Genomic DNA, 18,871 nt, shown 5'->3' on the forward strand with positions numbered 1-18,871 from the left:
ACGGGTCGCCAATGAGTGATGTTCATCACTATCGAAGATCCCAGATGCCGACTGGTGGTCAAGACTGCCGCCACCTGCGGGATCCGTGGTATGCGCACTTCCCAGCGCCTCGATCCTGCGGTGGCGTAATCCTTGCGCGTGAAAATTTCACGTACTGCGCCTAGATGAAGACGGCCGAGCGGTGGCATGCTCCACGAATATCTAACTCCGCATAATCGTTCGGCGACACCGAGTATTCACAAGGGAGGGTCGGTTCCCGTGGTAGCGCCTCACACAGTGCCGGTTCAGCCACGACGAGCGGGCTCGATCCCGCTACGCCACGTGGTGCCCAACCTGTTCCGCGATCCGGCCCGCACCCTGGTCGAGATGGGCGAGCGGTCGCAGGGCGAGGTGGTGAAACTCAGCCTCGGTGCGTTTCGGCCCTACCTGGTCACCCGGCCGGAGCACCTGCAGCGGGTTCTGCGCGAGAAGTCCGACAACTACGTCCGCGCCGGCGACGGTCTCCAGTGGCGTCCCCTGAAGCGGTTGTTCGGCGACGGCATCCTCAGCGACGGCGACTACTGGAAGAACAGCCGCCACGTCCTCCAGCCGCTGTTCACCGCTCGACGGGTCGACTCCCTGGTGGACCGGCTGGCCGAGGCGATCGAAGACGCCGTCGACGACCTGGACGAGCCGGCCCGCGCCGGCCAGCCCGTCGACATGGGCACCGTGCAGGCCCAGATCGTCTGCTCGGCGATCATGCGGGTCTTCTTCGCCGACAAGATCTCGGTGCCGCAGGCGATGCGCATCATGGAGGCGCAGGACGCCATCGCCTGGTCGGTGATGCCGCGGCTGATGGTGCCGTGGGCGCCGTTGGCCATGCCGATGCCCGGCGACAAAGCGTTCCGTAACGCCGTCCAACTCATCGACGACACCCTGCTCCCGATCGTCCGAGCAGCCCGGGAGACGGCCGAGACCGACGGCGACGACATCATCTCCACGTTGTGGCGGGGGCGCACCGAGGCAGGTGGGCGGCTCGACGAGCGACAGGTCCGCAACGACACCGTCTCCATGGTCGCCACCACGACCGAGACCACGATCAGCGTACTGACCTGGCTCTGGCCGCACATCGCCCAGGACGAGCAGATCGCCGAGCGACTGTACGAGGAGATCGATCGGGTGGTCGGTGACGCGCCGGTGCGACGCGAGCACCTGCGCGAGCTGCGCTACACCCGGCAGGTGCTCGACGAACTGCTGCGGCTCTATCCCATCGGCTGGCTCTTCCCGCGCCGCGCGGTGGAGGCCGACGTGATCGGCGGGGTACGGATCGAGGCCGGCGCCACGCTGGTGGTCAGCCCGCTGATCACCCACCGGATGTCCGCGTTCTGGGACCGGCCCGAGGTCTTCGACCCCGACCGCTTCGACCCGGAGCAGGTTCGAGACCGGCACCGGTACGCGCACTTCCCCTTCGGCGGTGGCCCGCACCAGTGCATCGGCATGCACCTGTTCTACCTGGAAGCGATGCTGATCGTGGCCACCGTGCTGAGCCGCTTCCGGTTCAGCCTGCAACGGCAGGCTCTGCCCGGAATCAAGGTGGCTGCCGCGCTGCGCCCCCTTGAGCGTGTCGAGGTGACCCTGCGGCCGGTGCGGAGCGTCTCCGCATGACCACCGGGCTCGCGTCGCCGCCGGAAACCGGTGGCGACCAGATGGCGCTGGCCGCCGAGCAGGGCCGGATCTGTGCCCTCGCCGCGAAGGGCCAGCGTGACCTGGCCGAGCGTGCGGCGGCGTACCCCGATCTCTTCCCGGCGCGACCGTTCGACCCGGCGCTGTTCGGCAACGTCGCGATGGCGATCGCGTTCGGGGCGCCCTGGTGTGACCTCGACCAGTTGCGCGTCACGAACCGGGCCGTGCTCTGGGGCTTCGCGGTCGACTGGCTCGTCGACCACGAGGCGCGCACCCGTGCCGAGATCGACGGGTTGACGGCGGGCTGCCTCGCGGTGGCCGAGGGCGGGCGGCCGGCGGCCGACGACTCGCTGGGCCGTTTCCTCGCCGAGTTGCGGGACGAACTGGCCGCCGTGCCGGCGTACGCGACCCACGGGGTGGTGTGGCGCACCGAGTTGCGGACGATGTTCGACGCCATGGCGCGGGAGTGGGACTGGAAGCAGGCCGCCGACGCCGGCGTGCTGCCCACCCTCGACGAGTACCTGGCCAATGCGGCGAACCTCGCCTGCACGGTCGTCAACGTCGTGCACTGGATCAACTCCGACGACGCCGCCACGTTGGCCCACCTCGACGCGCTCGTCGCGGCCAGTGACCAGGTGCAGCGGATCCTCCGACTCGTCAACGACCTGGCCAGCTACGAACGCGACAAGCGGTGGGGGGACCTCAACGCGTTGATGTTGGTGCCGGAGCGGGCCGTCGTGGAGCGCCGGATCACCGACCTGGTGGCGTACGCCCGCGAGCTGCTCGACCCGCTGCGCGCCACCTGCCCGGTGCAGGCCGACTACCTCGCCCGTCAGATCGGCTTCAGCTCGGGCTTCTACCGGTCGACCGACTTCTGGGGCGTGTCGTGAGCGCCGTACCGGCCGCCGCCAGTGCCCGCAACGAGTCGGCGGTGGCCGCGTCGGCCCGGGAACTGCTCGCCGCCATGGTGCTCGAACCGGCAGGCCGGGTCACCCCGTCGGTGTACGAGACCGGCCGGGTCGTCGCCGACGCCCCGTGGCTCACCGGTCATGACCGACGGCTGCGGTATCTGCTGGACGCCCAGCGCTCCGACGGCGGTTGGGGTGGCGCCGGCGGGTATGCCGTGGTGCCGACGGTGAGCGCGGTGGAGGCGCTGCTCGGCACGCTGCGCGGCAGTCCGGCCGTCGGCCCGAACGGGCTGGCCACCGCGGCCGGCCGCGGGTTGGGTGTGCTCACCGACTGGCTCGGCCGGGGCACGCCGCTGCCGGACACACCGGCGGCCGACCTCATCGTGCCGGCCCTGGTGCGGCGGATCAACGACCACCTCACGTTCTTCGCCGCACGCGGCGATCGGCGGTTCGCCGACGGGCTCGCTGCCCTGCCCGGCGTGGACCCGCGACGGCTCGACGCGGTACACGCACTGATGGCCAGCGGACGTCCGGTGCCGCAGAAACTCGTGCACGCCTTCGAGGTGCTCGGGCCGGTCGCGTACCGGCACGGCGGCGTGTCCCCGGTCGCCGGGGCCATCGGCGCGTCGCCGGCAGCCACCGCCGCCTGGGTCGGTGACCCGGCGGCGCCCGGCGCCGACCCGGAGGCGCTGGCCTACCTGCGGGCGGCTGTCGGCCCGCTCGACGGGCCGGTGCCCTGCTGTACGCCGATCACCGTCTTCGAGCGGGCCTGGACGCTGAGCAATCTGGCCCGAGCGGGGGTGCCGGTCCGGCCCGCGCCGAAGCTCATCGCCGAGCTGGTCGCCGCGCTCGGGCCGCAGGGCGCGCCGACCGGGCCGGGGCTGCCGGCCGACGCGGACACCACCTCGGTCACCCTCTACGTTCTCGCCCGCCTCGGTCACCCGGTGGACCCGGCGAGCCTGCTCCACTACGACCTCGGCACCCACTTCTGCACCTGGCGGGGGGAGGACGGTCGGTCGGTCACCACGAACGCGCACGTGCTGGAGGCACTCGGCTGGCATGCCCGGCACACGTCGGCGGGGGCGAACCGCTACGCCGGCCGGGTGGCCGCGTTGGCCGGGTGGCTGGGCGACGAGCAACAGCCCGACGGATCCTGGGCCGACCGCTGGCACGCGTCGCCGTACTACGCCACCTCGTGCGCGGTGACAGCCCTCGACCGGTACGCGCCGGCCGACATCGCCGAACCGGCGGTGGACCGCGCCTTCGACTGGTTGGTCGCGACCCAACGGGCGGACGGGGCCTGGGGGCGCTGGGCAGGCACCGCGGAGGAGACCGCGTACGCCCTGCACGTGCTGCTCGGGGTGCGTCGACCGGCGCGACCGGGGGTGGCGGAGGCGATCGGTAGGGGATTGCGTCATCTCACCGAAGTGGACGATCAGCACGAGCACCCTCCATTGTGGCACGACAAGGATCTCTACGCGCCCCTGCTGATCGTCCGGGCGGCCATACTCGCCGTCCGGCAATTGGCAATTGCCAGATCCGACCTGGTCAGCGACCTGGACCGGCCACAATTGCGACCCCGTACGGCGGTCACATGATCCGCGGCGCTTGAGCATTGGCCCCGGACGCTGCTAGCGTGCGCCGGGGTCGATGCGTGCACGACGCATTTCTGACTGATCAATCACACAGGCCGCGCCAGGGACGGTGTAATGGGTTCCCGCAGTACGAATCTGCGTACCAAGGTCGTTGCTCTACTCGTCTCGCTCGTCGCGCTCTGGGGCTTCACCGCCTGGGTCACCGTCCGGGACGGGGTCAACCTGCTCGGTGTGCAGACGCTGGACAGCAAGGTCTTCGATCCCACCGAGCCGCTGCTGTTGCAGTTGCAGTCGGAGCGCCGGGCGTCGCTGACCTACCTCGGGCGGCCCGACGAGGCGCAGCGCGCCACGCTGGCCCAACTGCGGCAGCGCACCGACGAGTTGGCCGCGAAGTTCACCGCCTCCACAGAGGACTGGCAGGTCGGCACGCTGGGCAGCGACGCCCTCGAACAGCGGATCACGGCCCTCGTCACCGGCCTGGACGAGCTGGACAAGACCCGCACCGCTGTCGACGAGCGGAGCATCGACCGAGCCGGGGCCATCGCGACCTTCACCGGGGTGATCGAGTCGATCTACCGGGTGTACGACGCGCTCGGCAACCTCGACGACGATCAGGTCGCCGAGGACACCGCCGCGCTGATCGGCCTGAACCGGTCCCGGGAACTGCTGTCCCAGGAGGACGCGCTGCTGGCCGGTGTGCTGGCCGCCGGGCGGATCACCGCGCCCGAGCGGGCGGAGTTCACCCGGATCATCGGCGCCCGACAGTTCGCCGCCTCCTCGGCGCTGGTCCGGCTCCCCGCCAGCGACCAGGGCCGCTACGAGACGATGTCGACGGGCGCCACCTTCAGCCGGCTGGGCGTCCTGGAGACCCAGGTCATGCAGGGCGCCGGCGCCGGCCGCCCCTCGGTCACCCCGACGGAGTGGAGCGACACCACCGGCCCGGCGCTGACCGAGATCAGTGCGGTCGTACTCGCCGGTGGTGACGGCGTCGTCGACCGGGCCACCCCGGTCGCCGTCGGCGTCGTCGTCCGGTTGGCGCTGGCCACCGGCCTCGGTCTGCTCGCCGTCATCGCGTCGATCATCGTGTCCATCACCACGGCCCGCGCCCTGGTACGGCAACTGGAACGGCTGCGCGGGGCCGCCTTCCTGCTCGCCAACGAGCGGCTGCCCGGCGTGGTCGAGCGGCTCGGTCGCGGCGAAGAGGTCGACGTGGCCGCCGAGGCGCCACCTCTGGAATTCGGCACCGACGAGATCGGCCAGGTCGGCAAGGCCTTCAACGTGGTCCAGGAGACCGCGATCCGCACCGCCGTCGAGCAGGCCGAACTGCGGCGCAACGTCCGCGAGGTCTTCCTCAGCCTGGCCCGACGTACCCAGGCGTTGGTGCACCGCCAGCTCACCCTGCTCGACGCGATGGAGCGGCGCGAGCACGACGCGGAAGAACTTGAGGACCTGTTCCGGGTCGACCACCTGGCCACCCGGATGCGGCGCAACGCGGAGAACCTGATCGTGCTCTCCGGCTCCACCCCGGGCCGGGCGTGGCGGCGCAGCGTGCCGATGGTCGACGTGGTGCGCGGCGCGGTCGCCGAGGTGGAGGACTACACGCGGGTCAACGTGTTGCCACTCGGGCCGGTCTCGCTCGCCGGTCGCGCGGTCGGCGACATCATCCACCTGCTCGCCGAGCTGATCGAGAACGGCCTGTCGTTCTCACCACCGCACACCACTGTGGAAATCCGCGGTCAGTTGGTGGCCAACGGGTTCGCCCTGGAGATCGAGGACCGGGGCCTCGGCATGAGCGACGAGGACCTGGCCGCGGCCAACCACCGCATCGTCGACCAGTCCGAGCTGAACCTCGCCAACGCCGCCCGGCTCGGGCTCTACGTGGTGAGCCGACTGACCGAGCGGCACGGCGTACGGGTCCGGCTCAAGGAATCGGCGTACGGCGGCACGACAGCGGTCGTGCTGATTCCGCGGGAGCTGGTCGCCGAGACGGGCGCGGGCTCGGAGAACTCCGGCGAGATGCGGGCCGGATCCTCGGCCATCGCGCTGCCGTCGACGGCGAGCGGCACTGCTGCCTTCGACGCCGACAACAGCAGCCGTCCGGCCATCCTCGCGCCGGTCGCGCTGGCCACCGCGCCGCACGTACCGGGCTCGTCGGCACCGGGCATGGATCCGGTGGAGCAGGCGCCGCTGGCCGCGGACAGCACCTCGACGCAGCAGGGCGACGGGAGCCTCGCGGAGGCCAGCCTGCCCACCCGACAGCGAACGACGCCGGCCACCGACACGCCGGAGTTGCCGATCCGTGCCCGGCGTGGTCTGGGACAACCCGCCCTGGAGGCCCCCACGGTGCCCACCGGCCTACCCGCGGTCGACGCTTCCCGGCGGGCGGACAGCGCCGTCGAGCCCGCCACCGACCGTTCCCAGCGAGCAGACAGCGCCGTCGAGCCCGTTGTCCACGGCGGGCCGGTGCCCGCCGGGGCCGAGGCCGACCGGACCGACTCGGGCCTGCCGGTCCGGGTTCGGCAGGCGAACATCGTCCCCGAGTTGCGCGACGACCCGGCGGCCAGCGAGACCGACGACGACGACGACGTGGTACGTCCGCCGGAGCAGGTGCGCCGCATGATGAGTTCGTACCAGACCGGCACCCGGCGAGGTCGTACCGACGCGGCGCGACTGCTCGGCGGCGCGCCCGGTGCTCCGCCGACGGGAGCGTCCGAGCCTACTGACGAGGACCCCACCGCTACCTGACCGGCCGCCGCGGACGCGGTCTTCGCACGAAGTGACGGTCAGCCCGAGACGAGTACGGCGCATGAGCCGGGCGAGAAGAGGACGACGAAGTGGCGCAGAAGACGGCTTCGAGTGCCGACCTGACGTGGTTGCTGGATGACCTGGTGGGCCGGGTGAAGCAGGCCGAGCACGCGGTCGCGCTCTCCACCGACGGTCTGTTGATGGCTTCCTCCCAGGGGTTGAGCCGGGACGACGGCGAGCATCTCGCCGCGATGGCGGCCGGCATCCAGAGCCTGGCCCGGGGCGCTGGTAAGCGCTTCGGTGGCGGGCAGGTGCAGCAGACCATCATCGAGATGCAGTCGTCGTTCCTGTTCGTCACCGCGGCCGGCCGTAACGCCTGCCTGGCGGTGCTGGCCAGCGAGGACGCCGACGTCGGGCTGATCGCCTACGAGATGGCGATGCTTGTCACCCGCGTCGGCAAGTACGTCGCGTCGCCGTCCCGCACCGAGCAGCCGGCCGGCGAGAGGTAGCGGTGATGACGGTCCAGGGGGAGTCCGCAGACCATCAGTGGGTGGATGACCATGCGGGTCCGGTGGTGCGCCCGTACGCGATGACGCGCGGGCGGGCCCGACCGATCACCGGCACCTTCGACCTGATCTCCCTGGTCACCGCGACCCGAGCCGAGGTAACGCCCGAGGTTGGTCTCGGTCCGGAGCACCTGGCGATCGTCGGGCTGTGCCAACGCATACAGTCCGTCGCCGAGATCGCCGCTCATCTCGACCTGCCGGTGGGCACCATCCGGGTGCTCCTCGGTGACTTGGCGGCTCGCAGCCTGGTGCAGGTACGCGAGCCGCAGACCACGGCCGGCCTTCCCGACAACAGCATCTTCGAGGCGGTAATCAATGGACTACGGGCACTCTGACCGGCCGGCGGGAGCGACCCCACTGCCCACCGCGATCAAGATCCTGGTCGCTGGCGGCTTCGGCGTGGGCAAGACGACCATGGTCGGTGCGGTCAGCGAGACCCGGCCGTTGCGCACCGAGGAGGTGCTGACGGAGTCGGGGGTCGGCATCGACGACCTGTCCGGGGTGGAGGGTAAGACCACCACCACCGTGGCCATGGACTTCGGCCGGATCACCATCAGCGACGACCTGGTGCTGTACCTGTTCGGTACGCCCGGCCAGGACCGGTTCTGGTTCGTCTGGGACGAGCTGGCGTTGGGCGCCATCGGCGCGGTCGTGCTGGCCGACACCCGCCGCCTCGCCGACTGCTTCCCGTCGATCGACTACTTCGAGGGCCGGGGCACGCCCTTCGTGGTCGCGGTGAACTGTTTCGAGGGTTCCCGAAACTACCGGCTCGACGAGGTGCAGGCCGCGTTGAACCTGGACCCGGGGGTGCCGGTGCTGCTCTGCGACGCCCGGCAGCGCGAGTCGAGCAAGGAGGTGCTCGTCACGTTGATGGAGCACGCTATGAAGACCCGCGAGGCCCGCCGCCGCGCCGCCAACGGAAACTGATCGGGTTTTTTCGGGGGAGGGTGTCCGGAACGCTGTCGGCCGATCGTCATGCTGGCGACACCCCGAGAGACCAGGGAGCGACCAGATGAAGTACATGATGTTCGTGTGCAGCGACACCGAGCCGGACACCGACCCCACCGAGCTACCCGACATCCACAAGTGGGTGGCGGAGAACGACTCCCATGGCCGCCGCCTGACCGGCAACGTGCTGGGGCCGACCAGCGCGGCCACCACCGTCCGTGTCCGCGAGGGTGAGCTGCTCGTCTCCGAGGGCCCGTTCGCGGAAACCACCGAGGTGATCGTGGGCTTCGACCTGCTCGACTGCGCCGACCTGGACGAGGCGATCGAGGTGGCGCGTGCCCACCCGATGGCCCGCGAAGGGCGACTGGAACTGCGCCCGTTCGCGAACCTGCCCGACTGACGGAGTTGCCCACACCGCGGCGCCGGCCGATGCGTACCCCGGCACCGGCCGGCGCGGCGGCGGCGGAGGCCGTCGCCGCCGCCAGCGTCGAGGCGTACCCCCGGATCGTCGCGACCCTGATCCGGGTGACCGGGGACTGGGCGTTGGCCGAGGACTGCGCTCAGGAGGCGTTGGCCGTCGCTCTGGAGCGCTGGCCCGGTGACGGTGTGCCGGTCAACCCGGGTGGCTGGCTGATGACAGTGGCCCGTAACCGGGCGCTCGACGTGCTGCGTCGGGCCACAGTGGAGCGCCGTAAGCTGCACGACCTGGCGGTCCTCACGCCGGCCCCGGCGCAGCCCGAGGTGCGGCAGGACGTGGTGGACGACCGACTGCGCCTGATTTTCACCTGCTGCCACCCGGCGCTGGCTCTCGACGCCCGGGTGGCGTTGACGTTGCGAACCGTCTGCGGTGTGCCGACCGCAGACATCGCCCGACTCCTGCTGGTCAGCGAGTCGACGATGACCCGACGGCTGACCCGGGCCCGGACCCGCATCGCGCAGGCCGGCATCCCGTACCGGGTGCCGGCCGGGCCGGCGCTGACCGAGCGGCTACCCGGCGTCCTCGCCGTGCTGTACCTGCTGTTCACCAGGGGCTACGTCGCCGACGGTGAGCCGGCCTTCGCCGACGAGGCGGTCCGGCTGGCTGGGTTGCTCGACCGGCTGATGCCGGGGCAGTCCGAGGTGACAGCGCTGCTCGCGCTGTTCCTGTTCCAGCACTCCCGTCGCGACGCCCGCCGCGACGCCGCCGGCAACCTGCTCACCCTGGAGCGGCAGGACCGCCGCCGGTGGGACCGCGCCGGCATCGCCGAGGGCCTGGCCGCCCTCGACCGGGTACGCCACGACGGGCCGTACGCCTGGCAGGCCCGGATCGCCGCCTGCCACGCCACCGCGACGTCTGCCGAATCGACCGACTGGCTGGCGATCGCGCGGGCCTACGACGCGCTGGTCGGCATCCGACCCTCACCGGTGGTCGCGCTCAACCGCGCTGTCGCGCACGGCTACGCGTACGGCCCGGCCGCCGGGTTGGGCCTGCTCGACGCGGCACACGCCGGGGGAGGGTTGGCCGGTAACCCGCTCGCCGTGGCCGTGCGGGCCGATCTGGTTGCCCGCCAGGGCGACCGGCTGCGAGCCGCCACCCTGTTCCGGGAGGCTGCGGCGGCGGTCGGCTCGGCCGCGGAACGTCGCGCGTTACTCGACCGGGCGGCCGAACTCGCCAGGTAGGGGTGGCTCTTGTGCGTCATGGTCCGGCCGTGCCGGCGACGCCGGTCGGAGAGCTGGCAGGGTGAATCTTGGACACTTTCCGTTAGCTGAAAACGGAAAGTGTCCAAGATTTCAACTTCGGAGCGTGACGCGGCCTGGGCCGCGCCGGAAACCTCTCAGAGACTCAGCCGCGCTTGACCGACGCCAGGAATCGGGTCCAGGCCGCCGGGTCGAAGGCGAGCGCCGGACCGGCCGGGTCCTTGGAGTCACGTACGCCGATGACGCCGGCAAGGTTGTCGGCCACCTCGACGCAGTTTCCGCCATTGTTGCCACTCTTGCTGCTCTTGCGCCACCGAGCGCCGGTCAGGTCCATGATGCTGCCGCTTCTCTGATGAGATTGAGGGACTGCGCACGGGACAGGGCTCCGTCGCGAATGCGTTCCCACCGTCGGTCCAGGGTAGCAAGGCCGGCGGTCTTGTCGATGAGCTGCGCTTGTGCCTGGCTGTCGACGTGGGCGACCCGCGCCCCGTCCGGCATTTCCGCCACGGTGAACGGCCCACCCAGGCCCGTGTACATGCCGACGTCGGCGGGCACCACGAACACTGACACGTTGGGCAGCGCGGCCTGCTCGGCCAGCCGCTCGCACTGCTCACGCATCATGGCCCGGTCGCCGTCGAGGGTCCGCCGGAGGATTCCCTCGTCGAGGACCGCGACGATGAGCGGCGGGCGTTCGCGCCGCAGGATGGCCTGCCGGCTCAGCCGCGCCTCGGCGAGATTGTCGGCCTCGGCCGGTGTCAACGCCTCACCGACCAGCGTTGCCAGAGCGTACGCCTTGGTCTGAAAGAGACCAGGGATCCACGCCAGCTCGAACCACCGCAGCGAGACTGCCTCGCGCTCGATCTCGGCCCAGGGCCGGAACCAGGCCGGCGTCCGGCGCTTCAGCGCTTCCGGCCACAGCTCGTCGACGTCCCGGCCCAGCAGTTCGGCGACCCGCGCGCGATGCCGCGTCTGGGGAATCCGATCCCGGCTCGCCCACTTCGCCGCCGTCTTCGGATCGACACCAATCTGAGCAGCGAGAGTGTCGGCTGTGTAGCCTCGCTCGACCATCGCCGCCTGTACGGCTCGATTCATCTCCGGCCCTCCCAAAACGTTCCAGACGTCAGAAGGCAATACTTCTACGCGGTGTAATTGCTTGGCAACCCTCGGCAGGCTGCGGGATGGGCAGCGTCGAGGAGGAGCGCAGAATGTGCGAGGACAAGCCCCGGAAACGTCCGAAGCCGACCGTCGGCCCGTCGCCGGTCAGGCCGAACCTGCCGCGTCCGAGCGCGCGCCGCCCGAACGCGCCACCTGCTCCTCCACACCATGGTCCCGGTCGCGCGGCGAACGTCGTACCCGAAACACGCTGGCGTCCCCGGTGCGGCCCGCCGGTCGCGCACACCGCCGCCGGACCTCTGTGGACGTGCGACGCCTGCGGGCGGGACTGGCCCTGCCCGGTGCTGCGAGCGACACCGACGGACGCCGCCCGCCGCGCCACCATGATTCCCGAGTTCTCGCGGATCACCCGGCGGGCGATCCGCGACCTGCGCGGCCAGCCGGGCGGACCCGATCCGGTCGCCATCGTCCGCCGCTTCCTCTGGTTCCTGCCGCTGACCGACGAGGAGGCCCGCGCTGTCGCACTCCGGCTGCGTTAGTTCAGGTCCTCGCCGACGCCGGCTACCAGGGCTTGGGCGCCGACACCGCCGGCGTGGTGATCACACCGAAGCCCAAGCCGCGCAAACACCAGAAGTCACTGCCGCCGAGCGTCATCGCCGCGCACGACGCGGCCCGCAAAACGGCACTCGTTAGCCCTCCGACTTCGCCCGGAAGATCTCCCGTTCTTTGGCGTTGCGGGTCAGCGCGGCGGCCCGCGCGTACTCCTGCCGGGACTCGGCAGTCCGGCCGAGCCTCGCCAGGAGATCAGCTCGTACGGCGGGGAGCAGCGGGTACTGATCCAGCGCGCCACTCGTCTGCACCTTGTCGGCAATGTCCAAACCCTCGGCCGCTCCCTGGGCCATTCCCACCGCGACCGCCCGATTCAACTCGGCGACCGGCGACGGCCAGACGTAGGACAGCACCAGGTAGAGCGCCGCGATTCGCGACCAGTCGGTCTCCTGTGCCGACCGGGCCCGAGCGTGACAGGCGGCGATCTCGGCCTGCAACACGAACGGTCCGAGCGCGCCGCCGATCTCCTGGGCCCGGGCCAGTGCCGCGAGGCCACGCCGGATCAGCAGTCGGTCCCAGCGGGCCCGGTCCTGGTCGCCGAGCAGAATTGCCGCTCCGGCCTCGTCGGTGCGCGCCCACGTTCGCGACGACTGGATTTCCATCAGCGCCACCAGCCCGTGCACCTCGGCCTGATCCGGCATCAGCCCGGCCAGGACTCGGCCCAGCCGCAACGCCTCCCGGCAGAGGTCCGGTCGCATCCAGTCCTCGCCGGCGGTCGCCGAGTATCCCTCGTTGAAGACCAGGTAGAGAACTTCCAGGACCGAGGTCAGCCGCTGGGCGAGCTGACCCGGTGGCGGGAGCTCGAACGGCACCCGTTTGGCGGCCAGGGTGCGTTTGGCCCGCACGATCCGTTGCCCAACAGTCGGCTCGGCGACGAGGAAGGCCCTGGCGATCTCCTCGGTGGTCAGGCCACCGAGCACCCGCAGGGCGAGCGCGGTACGCGCCTCCGTCGACAGCACCGGGTGGCAGGAAATGAAGATCAGCCGCAGCAGGTCGTCGCCGACGTGATCGTCCAACGCGTCGTCCACGGCCTCCTGCTCGTCGACCGGGGCGATCTCCAGGTCCCGGCCGATCTCCGCGAGCTTCTCGCCGTACCGGACTCTGCGCCGGACCAGGTCGATCGCCCGATGCTTGGCGGTGGCCATCAGCCACGGCCCTGGATCTCGCGGTACGCCCTGCGTCGGCCACTGCTCCAGCGCGATGACGAGGGTGTCCTGGGCGATCTCCTCGGCCAGGCCGACGTCGCGCACGATCCGGGTCAGACTCGCGATGAGTTGAGCCGCCTCGATCCGCCAGACCGCCTCGACAACGCGATGTGGATCGGTAGCCGCCATGGCTACCGATCCAACCACCATCGAGGTCCTCGCCTGCTCATCCCTGGGGTGCGAAGTCCTCCGGCCCGAAGACCCGGGAGACTTCAGCCTCGCCTTCCCAGCCCTGCCACAGGTCCCGGTGCAGGCGCATGAACCGGCCGGCCCACTCGACAGCCTCCGCCTTGGAGCGGACGTCGTACACCACGTAGCTGATCAGCTCCTTGGCTTCGGCGAAAGGACCGTCAACGACGCTGAGCCCGCCGGCGGTGACGTCGATCCGGGCGCTGTTCACGGTGGGAGCCAGACCGCCCATGTCGAGCATCACGCCGGCGTTCGTCGCGTCCATGCCGAGCTTCGCGATGGCCTCCATCAGCTCTGCGGGCGGCGGGCTGTCGGGCTGGGCTGCCTTGAGAATCACCAGATAACGCATTGCCTTCTCCTCTTGGTCGTATTCAGTGCGGGTGGGATCGGAACGAGTGTCCATCGGATGAGCTGAATCAGTGCGACGCGCGCCGGTAGCGATTGACCGCGACGGCCGCCTGCCAACCGGAAACCAGCAGCACCGCGCCAGTGAAGGCGAGCAGGCTCCAGGACGCGCCAGCACCGGCGGTCAAACCCAGGAAGCTGGCGGCGAACACCACGCCGACGACCCGCGAGGACCAGGCGCAACCGGCAGCGCCTTCGGCCGTGAAGCGGCGGGCCAGCACGAAACACGCAGCGATCAGGCAACTGAACCCGATGGCACCGGCAGCGAAGTGACCGTAGCCGTGCCAGCTGATCGTGCCAGGGCCGTCCGGGGTGCCGACCGGGAAACCCAACCCCGGGTCCGCGCGCAGCAGACCGGCGGCGATCAGGCTCACGCCGTACCCGCCGATGAGCCTCGGTGCCCAGCGCGCCCCGGCCCCGGTCCCCAGCACCCGACGCAGCCCGGCCGCGAACGCGATGGTCATCAGGCCGCTCACCAGGAAGTTCGTGATGTGAATCCAACCGCGGTCGCCGTTGCTGAGCATGCTCCACGCGTGCCGCGTCGGGTCGAAACCAGCCCGGGTGAACACCTCGATCAGAGACACCGCGACATACAGTGGGCCGGCGATGACGCCGTAGGCCAGCAGGGATTTCGTGACCCGGACCGCCGGGTCGCAGGTCGTCGCGGCCGACGTGGTGGTGGTCATCTGCTTGGTCATCGTCGTTGCCCTTCGCGGTGGGTCGGCTTGTCCGGCCCTTCACCACTCCCTCGAACGACCGGACCCCACTTCGACAGCTCGCCCCAGTTTTTTTTGCAGTGCTGGATGTCGGCGGACCGTGGATGCATGGGCGCCCCGGGGCGCGGTTCTTGTATCTCGGCCGGGGCGTGGCAGGGAAATCGACCCGGAAACGACGCAGGCTCCCTCCCGCCGAGGCGGGAAGGAGCCTGGTGACGTCGGTACGTCAGTTGGCGATCATGCGGCGCAGCACGTACTGCAGGATGCCGCCGTGCCGGTAGTAGTCCGCCTCACCCGGGGTGTCGATCCGCACCACCGCGTCGAACTCCACGCCGGTGTCGGTGCTGACCCGCACGGTGCGCGGGGTGTCCCCGTCGTTGAGGGCGGTCACCCCGGTGACGGTGAACGTCTCCGTGCCGGTGAGACCGAGCGACTCGGCGGTGACATCCACCGGGAACTGCAACGGCAGCACGCCCATGCCGATCAGGTTGGAGCGGTGGATCCGCTCGTACGACTCGGCGATGACCGCCCGCACACCCAGCAGCATCGTGCCCTTGGCCGCCCAGTCCCGCGACGAGCCCGAACCGTACTCCTTGCCGGCCAGCACGACCAGCGGAATGCCCGCCTCCTGGTAGGCCACGGAGGCGTCGTAGATCGAGGTCTGCTCACCGGTGAGGTGGTTGACGGTGAAGCCACCCTCCACCCCGGGAACCAGCTGGTTGCGCAGCCGGATGTTGGCGAACGTGCCCCGGATCATCACCTCGTGGTTGCCCCGCCGGGAACCGTACGAGTTGAACTCGTGGCGCGGCACGCCGTGCTCGGCGAGGTACGTGCCGGCCGGGGAGTCGACCTTGATCGCGCCGGCCGGCGAGATGTGGTCGGTGGTCACCGAGTCACCCAGCTTGGCCAGCACCCGGGCGCCGGCGATGTCCACGACCGGGCTCGGCTCCTGCTGCATGCCCTCGAAGTACGGGGGCTTGCGCACGTAGGTGGAGTCGCTCTCCCAGGCGAAGGTGTCGCCGGTCGGGGTGGGCAGGGACTGCCACCGCTCGTCGCCGGTGAAGACATCGGCGTACGCGGCACTGAACCCGGTCGCGCCGATCGCCTGAGCGATGACGTCCTGGATCTCGGCGCTGTTCGGCCAGATCTCGCGCAGGTAGACCGGGTTGCCCTCGGTGTCCTCACCGATCGGCTCGTTGGCCAGGTCGATGTCCATCGTGCCGGCGAGTGCGTACGCGACCACCAGCGGCGGGGACGCCAGGTAGTTCATCTTGACGTCCGGGTTGATCCGGCCTTCGAAGTTCCGGTTGCCCGACAGCACCGAGACGACCGACAGGTCGTGCTCGTTGACCGCGGCGGACACCTCCTCGGGCAGCGGGCCCGAGTTGCCGATGCAGGTGGTGCAGCCGTAGCCGACCAGGTTGAAGCCGAGCTTGTCCAGATACGGCGTGAGGCCGGCCCGCTCGTAGTAGTCCATGACGACCTTCGAGCCGGGCGCCAGGGTGGTCTTCACCCACGGCTTGCGGCTCAGGCCCTTGTCGACGGCGTTCCGGGCCAGCAGCGCGGCACCGATCATCACCTGCGGGTTGGACGTGTTGGTGCAGGAGGTGATCGCGGCGATCACCACGGCGCCGTGGTCCAGCTCGTACTCGACGCCGTCGGCACCGGTGACCCGGACCGGGTTGCTGGCCCGACCGCCGGAGCCGGCCGCCGCGGTGTCCAGGTCGCGCGGCTCGTCGGCCGGGTCACTGAACTCGTTGGCGGGCGGGTCGCTGGCCGGGAAGGACTCGGCGCTGGCCTCGTCGGCCGGGCCGTTGGCGCCGCGCGGCAACTCCTCGCGCGCCACGCTCGGCTTGAGGTCGCGCTCACCGACCGAGTCGTCGGCCACGTAGTCGGTAAGCGCGGAGCGGAACAGCGTCTTGGCGCTGCCCAGCGGCACCCGGTCCTGCGGGCGCTTCGGGCCGGCGAGCGACGGCTCGATGGTGCCGAGGTCCAGCTCCAGGCGCTCCGAGTACTCCGGCTCGTGGTTCGGGTCGTGCCAGAGGCCCTGCTCCTTGGCGTACGCCTCGACGAGCGCGACCTGCGCGGCGTCGCGGCCGGTCAGCTCCAGGTAGCGGATCGTCTCCGCGTCGATCGGGAAGATCGCCACGGTGGAGCCGTACTCCGGGGACATGTTGCCGATGGTGGCCCGGTTGGCAAGCGGCACGGCGCTCACGCCGGGGCCGTAGAACTCGACGAACTTGCCGACCACGCCGTGCTTGCGCAGCATCTCGGTGATGGTCAGCACCAGGTCGGTGGCGGTGGTGCCGGCCGGCATCTCGCCGGAGAGCTTGAAGCCCACCACCCGGGGGATCAGCATGCTGACCGGCTGGCCGAGCATCGCGGCCTCGGCCTCGATGCCGCCGACGCCCCAGCCCAGCACGCCCAGGCCGTTGACCATCGTGGTGTGCGAGTCGGTGCCGACCACGGTGTCCGGGTACGCCTGGCCGCCGCGCTCCATGATGGTGCGGGCCAGGTACTCGATGTTGACCTGGTGCACGATGCCGGTGCCCGGCGGGACGACCTTGAACTCGTTGAACGCGGTCTGGCCCCAGCGCAGGAACTGGTAGCGCTCCTTGTTGCGCTCGTACTCCAGCTCGACGTTGCGGGCGAACGCGTCCTCGCGGCCGAACAGGTCGGCGATCACCGAGTGGTCGATGACCAACTCGGCCGGCGCGAGGGGGTTGACCTTGCTGGCGTCGCCGCCCAGGTCACGCACGGCCTCGCGCATGGTGGCCAGGTCGACCACGCAGGGCACGCCGGTGAAGTCCTGCATGAGCACCCGCGCCGGGGTGAACTGGATTTCGACGCTCGGGGCGGCGGTGGAGTCCCACCCGCCGAGCTGGCGAATGTGGTCGGCGGTGATGTTCGCGCCGTCCTCGGTCCGCAGCAGGTTCTCCAGCAGGATCTTCAGGCTGTACGGCAGCCGCGCGTGGCCGTCCACCTTGTCAATCTTGAAAATCTCGTAGCTCGCGTCTCCGACGCGTAGCTGGGTCTTCGCACCGAAGGTGTCGAGGCTCGCCACGTCGTACTCCTTCACACCAGCGACCGTGAGTAGTCCTGAGCAGTCTGTCGCACCGGTCGGGGCGCCGCCGAGGTTAGGTGACACTTACCGCCGATTCCGCTCTCAACAAAACCGTACGTCCGTCTTGCTAGTTGCGCAACCCGGGCGCCACCCTTACCCCTAGCCTCCTAGGACGCCTTGCGGGTGGTGCGGTGGCGCACTCACGGTGTCGCCTTCGCCGTTGACCTCAGGGTCGGGGGACCCGACGCGCCGAACGGCCACGGGTAGGGTTCGAGCCCCGATCGGAGAAGGGGTCAACGTGTTCGACGTCCAGCACTGGCTCGTGTCGCTGCCACCGATCGCGGTGTACCTGCTGGTCAGCGGGGTTATCGGCGTGGAGAGCATGGGCATCCCCCTGCCAGGTGAGATCGTCCTGGTCAGTTCCGCACTGCTCGCCGCCACCGGCGTGGTCGAACCGGGGTGGGTGGCCACCGCCGCGGCCACCGGTGCGATCGTCGGCGACTCCATCGGGTACGCGGTAGGCCGGCGCGGTGGTCGACCACTGCTGGTCCGACTGGGCCGGCGCTTCCCCCGTCATCTCGGTCCCGCCCAACTCGTCCGCGCCGAGCAGAGCTTCGCCCGCCACGGCGTCTGGGCGGTGTTCTTCGGCCGCTTCGTGGCGCTGCTGCGAATCCTGGCCGGCCCGCTCGCCGGGGCGCTGCGCGTGCCGTACCGCCGGTTCCTGGTGGCCAACGCCGCCGGTGGGCTGGTCTGGGCCTTCGGCACGACGTACCTGCTCTACTCGGTTGGTCGGGCTGCCGAACACTGGCTGAAGGACATCTCGTGGGCCGGCCTGGTCCTCGCGGTGCTCGCCGGGCTCGGCAGCACCTGGTGGCTGCGCCGACGCGCGCACCGCATGGAGGCTGCCGAGCCGGCGGTGGACGTTGAGCCGGTGGACTCCGTGGGCTTGCGGGCTGGCTGAGCCGCTGGCCGGCCGGAGCTGCCCTGCGAGCATCACTCCGAACGTGGCCTGGGGGTGGAGGCTGGGCTGCGCCGGCGATGGGCCTCCGGACGCGGCCAGGCTGGGCCGGGGCCGGCGAGGGGCCTCCGAACGTGACCTGGGCGTAGTGGCTGGGCCGGGGGCCGGCGAGGGGCCGCCGAACGTGACCTGGGCGTAGTGGCTGGGCCGGGGGCCGGCGAGGGGCCGCCGAACGTGACCTGGGTGTAGTGGCTGGGCTGTGCCGGCGAGGGGCTGTCGGACCTGACCCGGGCAGGCCGAAAGGGCCGGGCCCCGTGGTGGGGTCCGGCCCTTCGGTGCGGTGCGGGTGCGGGGGTGCGGGGGTCAGCTGGTGGCGTAGCCGCGGGTGGCGATCCAGTCGGCGAGGTGGTCGATGCTGATCTGGTAGGAGGCGGTGTTGGGGTCGGCGGAGTCGGCGATCGTGACGGTGGTGCCGTTGTCCCGGTAACCGACGACGCTGATGTAGTGCCCG

At 70.6% G+C, this 18,871-nt stretch carries 17 protein-coding genes and 1 pseudogene; 11 read left to right on the forward strand and 7 right to left on the reverse strand.

The annotated features are described in order from the left end of the window. Positions 1–366: 366 nt before the first annotated feature. The 9 genes from ABZU25_RS30485 (at position 367) to ABZU25_RS30525 (ending at position 10,083) form a co-directional block, all read left to right on the forward strand. Entirely contained in the window at positions 367–1,644 is a 1,278-nt protein-coding gene (locus tag ABZU25_RS30485) for a cytochrome P450 (RefSeq protein ID WP_355032809.1), read from the forward strand. Beyond that, positions 1,641–2,552, forward strand: coding sequence for a terpene synthase family protein (locus ABZU25_RS30490; RefSeq protein WP_355032790.1), 912 nt, complete (start codon positions 1,641–1,643; stop codon positions 2,550–2,552). Before ABZU25_RS30485 ends, ABZU25_RS30490 begins: the two co-directional genes overlap by 4 nt. Continuing rightward, the gene (locus ABZU25_RS30495) at positions 2,549–4,168 is read left to right on the forward strand and encodes a prenyltransferase/squalene oxidase repeat-containing protein (protein ID WP_355032791.1); all 1,620 of its coding nucleotides are present in this window, start codon (positions 2,549–2,551) and stop codon (positions 4,166–4,168) included. The genes ABZU25_RS30490 and ABZU25_RS30495 overlap by 4 nt, the downstream gene beginning before the upstream one ends. Before the next feature lie 111 nt (positions 4,169–4,279). Continuing rightward, the gene (locus tag ABZU25_RS30500) at positions 4,280–6,910 is read left to right on the forward strand and encodes a nitrate- and nitrite sensing domain-containing protein (RefSeq protein ID WP_355032792.1); all 2,631 of its coding nucleotides are present in this window, start codon (positions 4,280–4,282) and stop codon (positions 6,908–6,910) included. A gap of 89 nt (positions 6,911–6,999) precedes the next feature. Next, complete coding sequence (locus ABZU25_RS30505) at positions 7,000–7,419, forward strand: roadblock/LC7 domain-containing protein (RefSeq protein WP_355032793.1); 420 nt, start codon at positions 7,000–7,002, stop codon at positions 7,417–7,419. A gap of 5 nt (positions 7,420–7,424) precedes the next feature. Then, complete coding sequence (locus ABZU25_RS30510) at positions 7,425–7,811, forward strand: DUF742 domain-containing protein (protein WP_355032794.1); 387 nt, start codon at positions 7,425–7,427, stop codon at positions 7,809–7,811. Continuing rightward, on the forward strand, positions 7,792–8,403 hold the full coding sequence (locus ABZU25_RS30515; protein ID WP_355032795.1) for an ATP/GTP-binding protein: 612 nt from the start codon (positions 7,792–7,794) through the stop codon (positions 8,401–8,403). The genes ABZU25_RS30510 and ABZU25_RS30515 overlap by 20 nt, the downstream gene beginning before the upstream one ends. Positions 8,404–8,488: 85 nt before the next feature. Next, positions 8,489–8,824, forward strand: a complete 336-nt coding sequence (locus ABZU25_RS30520; RefSeq protein ID WP_355032796.1) for a YciI family protein — start codon at positions 8,489–8,491, stop codon at positions 8,822–8,824. A 29-nt stretch (positions 8,825–8,853) separates the two neighbouring features. After that, positions 8,854–10,083, forward strand: coding sequence for a sigma-70 family RNA polymerase sigma factor (locus ABZU25_RS30525; protein ID WP_355032797.1), 1,230 nt, complete (start codon positions 8,854–8,856; stop codon positions 10,081–10,083). Between the two features lie 163 nt (positions 10,084–10,246). Here the strand turns inward: ABZU25_RS30525 and ABZU25_RS30530 are convergent, their stop codons facing one another. Beyond that, complete coding sequence (locus tag ABZU25_RS30530; RefSeq protein ID WP_355032798.1) at positions 10,247–10,435, reverse strand: DUF397 domain-containing protein; 189 nt, start codon at positions 10,433–10,435, stop codon at positions 10,247–10,249. After that, positions 10,426–11,193 carry a helix-turn-helix transcriptional regulator gene (locus tag ABZU25_RS30535; protein ID WP_355032799.1) on the reverse strand — a complete coding sequence of 256 codons (768 nt, stop codon included), beginning with the start codon at positions 11,191–11,193 and terminating at the stop codon, positions 10,426–10,428. The genes ABZU25_RS30530 and ABZU25_RS30535 overlap by 10 nt, the downstream gene beginning before the upstream one ends. A 362-nt stretch (positions 11,194–11,555) precedes the next feature. Between ABZU25_RS30535 and ABZU25_RS30540 the strand changes: the two genes are divergently transcribed. Next, positions 11,556–11,753 carry a hypothetical protein gene (locus ABZU25_RS30540; protein ID WP_355032800.1) on the forward strand — a complete coding sequence of 66 codons (198 nt, stop codon included), beginning with the start codon at positions 11,556–11,558 and terminating at the stop codon, positions 11,751–11,753. Between the two features lie 150 nt (positions 11,754–11,903). On the opposite strand, the gene ABZU25_RS30545 is transcribed toward ABZU25_RS30540, so the two are convergent. The 4 genes from ABZU25_RS30545 to ABZU25_RS30560 all read right to left on the reverse strand — a co-directional run bounded on the left by ABZU25_RS30545 (position 11,904) and on the right by ABZU25_RS30560 (position 17,417). Continuing rightward, positions 11,904–13,157: an RNA polymerase sigma factor gene (locus tag ABZU25_RS30545; RefSeq protein WP_355032801.1), complete on the reverse strand. Its 1,254-nt coding sequence runs from the start codon at positions 13,155–13,157 to the stop codon at positions 11,904–11,906. Between the two features lie 37 nt (positions 13,158–13,194). Beyond that, entirely contained in the window at positions 13,195–13,566 is a 372-nt protein-coding gene (locus tag ABZU25_RS30550) for a YciI family protein (RefSeq protein WP_355032802.1), read from the reverse strand. A gap of 67 nt (positions 13,567–13,633) precedes the next feature. After that, positions 13,634–14,320 (reverse strand): DUF998 domain-containing protein, encoded by a 687-nt coding sequence (locus ABZU25_RS30555; protein ID WP_355032803.1) that lies wholly within the window; start codon positions 14,318–14,320, stop codon positions 13,634–13,636. Positions 14,321–14,564: 244 nt separating this feature from the next. Next, entirely contained in the window at positions 14,565–17,417 is a 2,853-nt protein-coding gene (locus tag ABZU25_RS30560) for an aconitate hydratase (protein WP_355032804.1), read from the reverse strand. 283 nt (positions 17,418–17,700) lie between these two features. Here ABZU25_RS30560 and ABZU25_RS30565 point away from each other — a divergent pair, with 283 nt between their 5' ends. Next, on the forward strand, positions 17,701–18,363 hold the full coding sequence (locus ABZU25_RS30565; RefSeq protein WP_355032805.1) for a DedA family protein: 663 nt from the start codon (positions 17,701–17,703) through the stop codon (positions 18,361–18,363). Positions 18,364–18,723: 360 nt separating this feature from the next. On the opposite strand, the pseudogene ABZU25_RS30570 reads toward ABZU25_RS30565, so the two are convergent. Next, positions 18,724–18,871: pseudogene (locus tag ABZU25_RS30570) on the reverse strand (phytochelatin synthase); the annotation flags it as partial.

The sequence above is a fragment of the Micromonospora sp. NPDC005215 genome (assembly GCF_040607915.1).
Lineage (GTDB): Bacteria > Actinomycetota > Actinomycetes > Mycobacteriales > Micromonosporaceae > Micromonospora.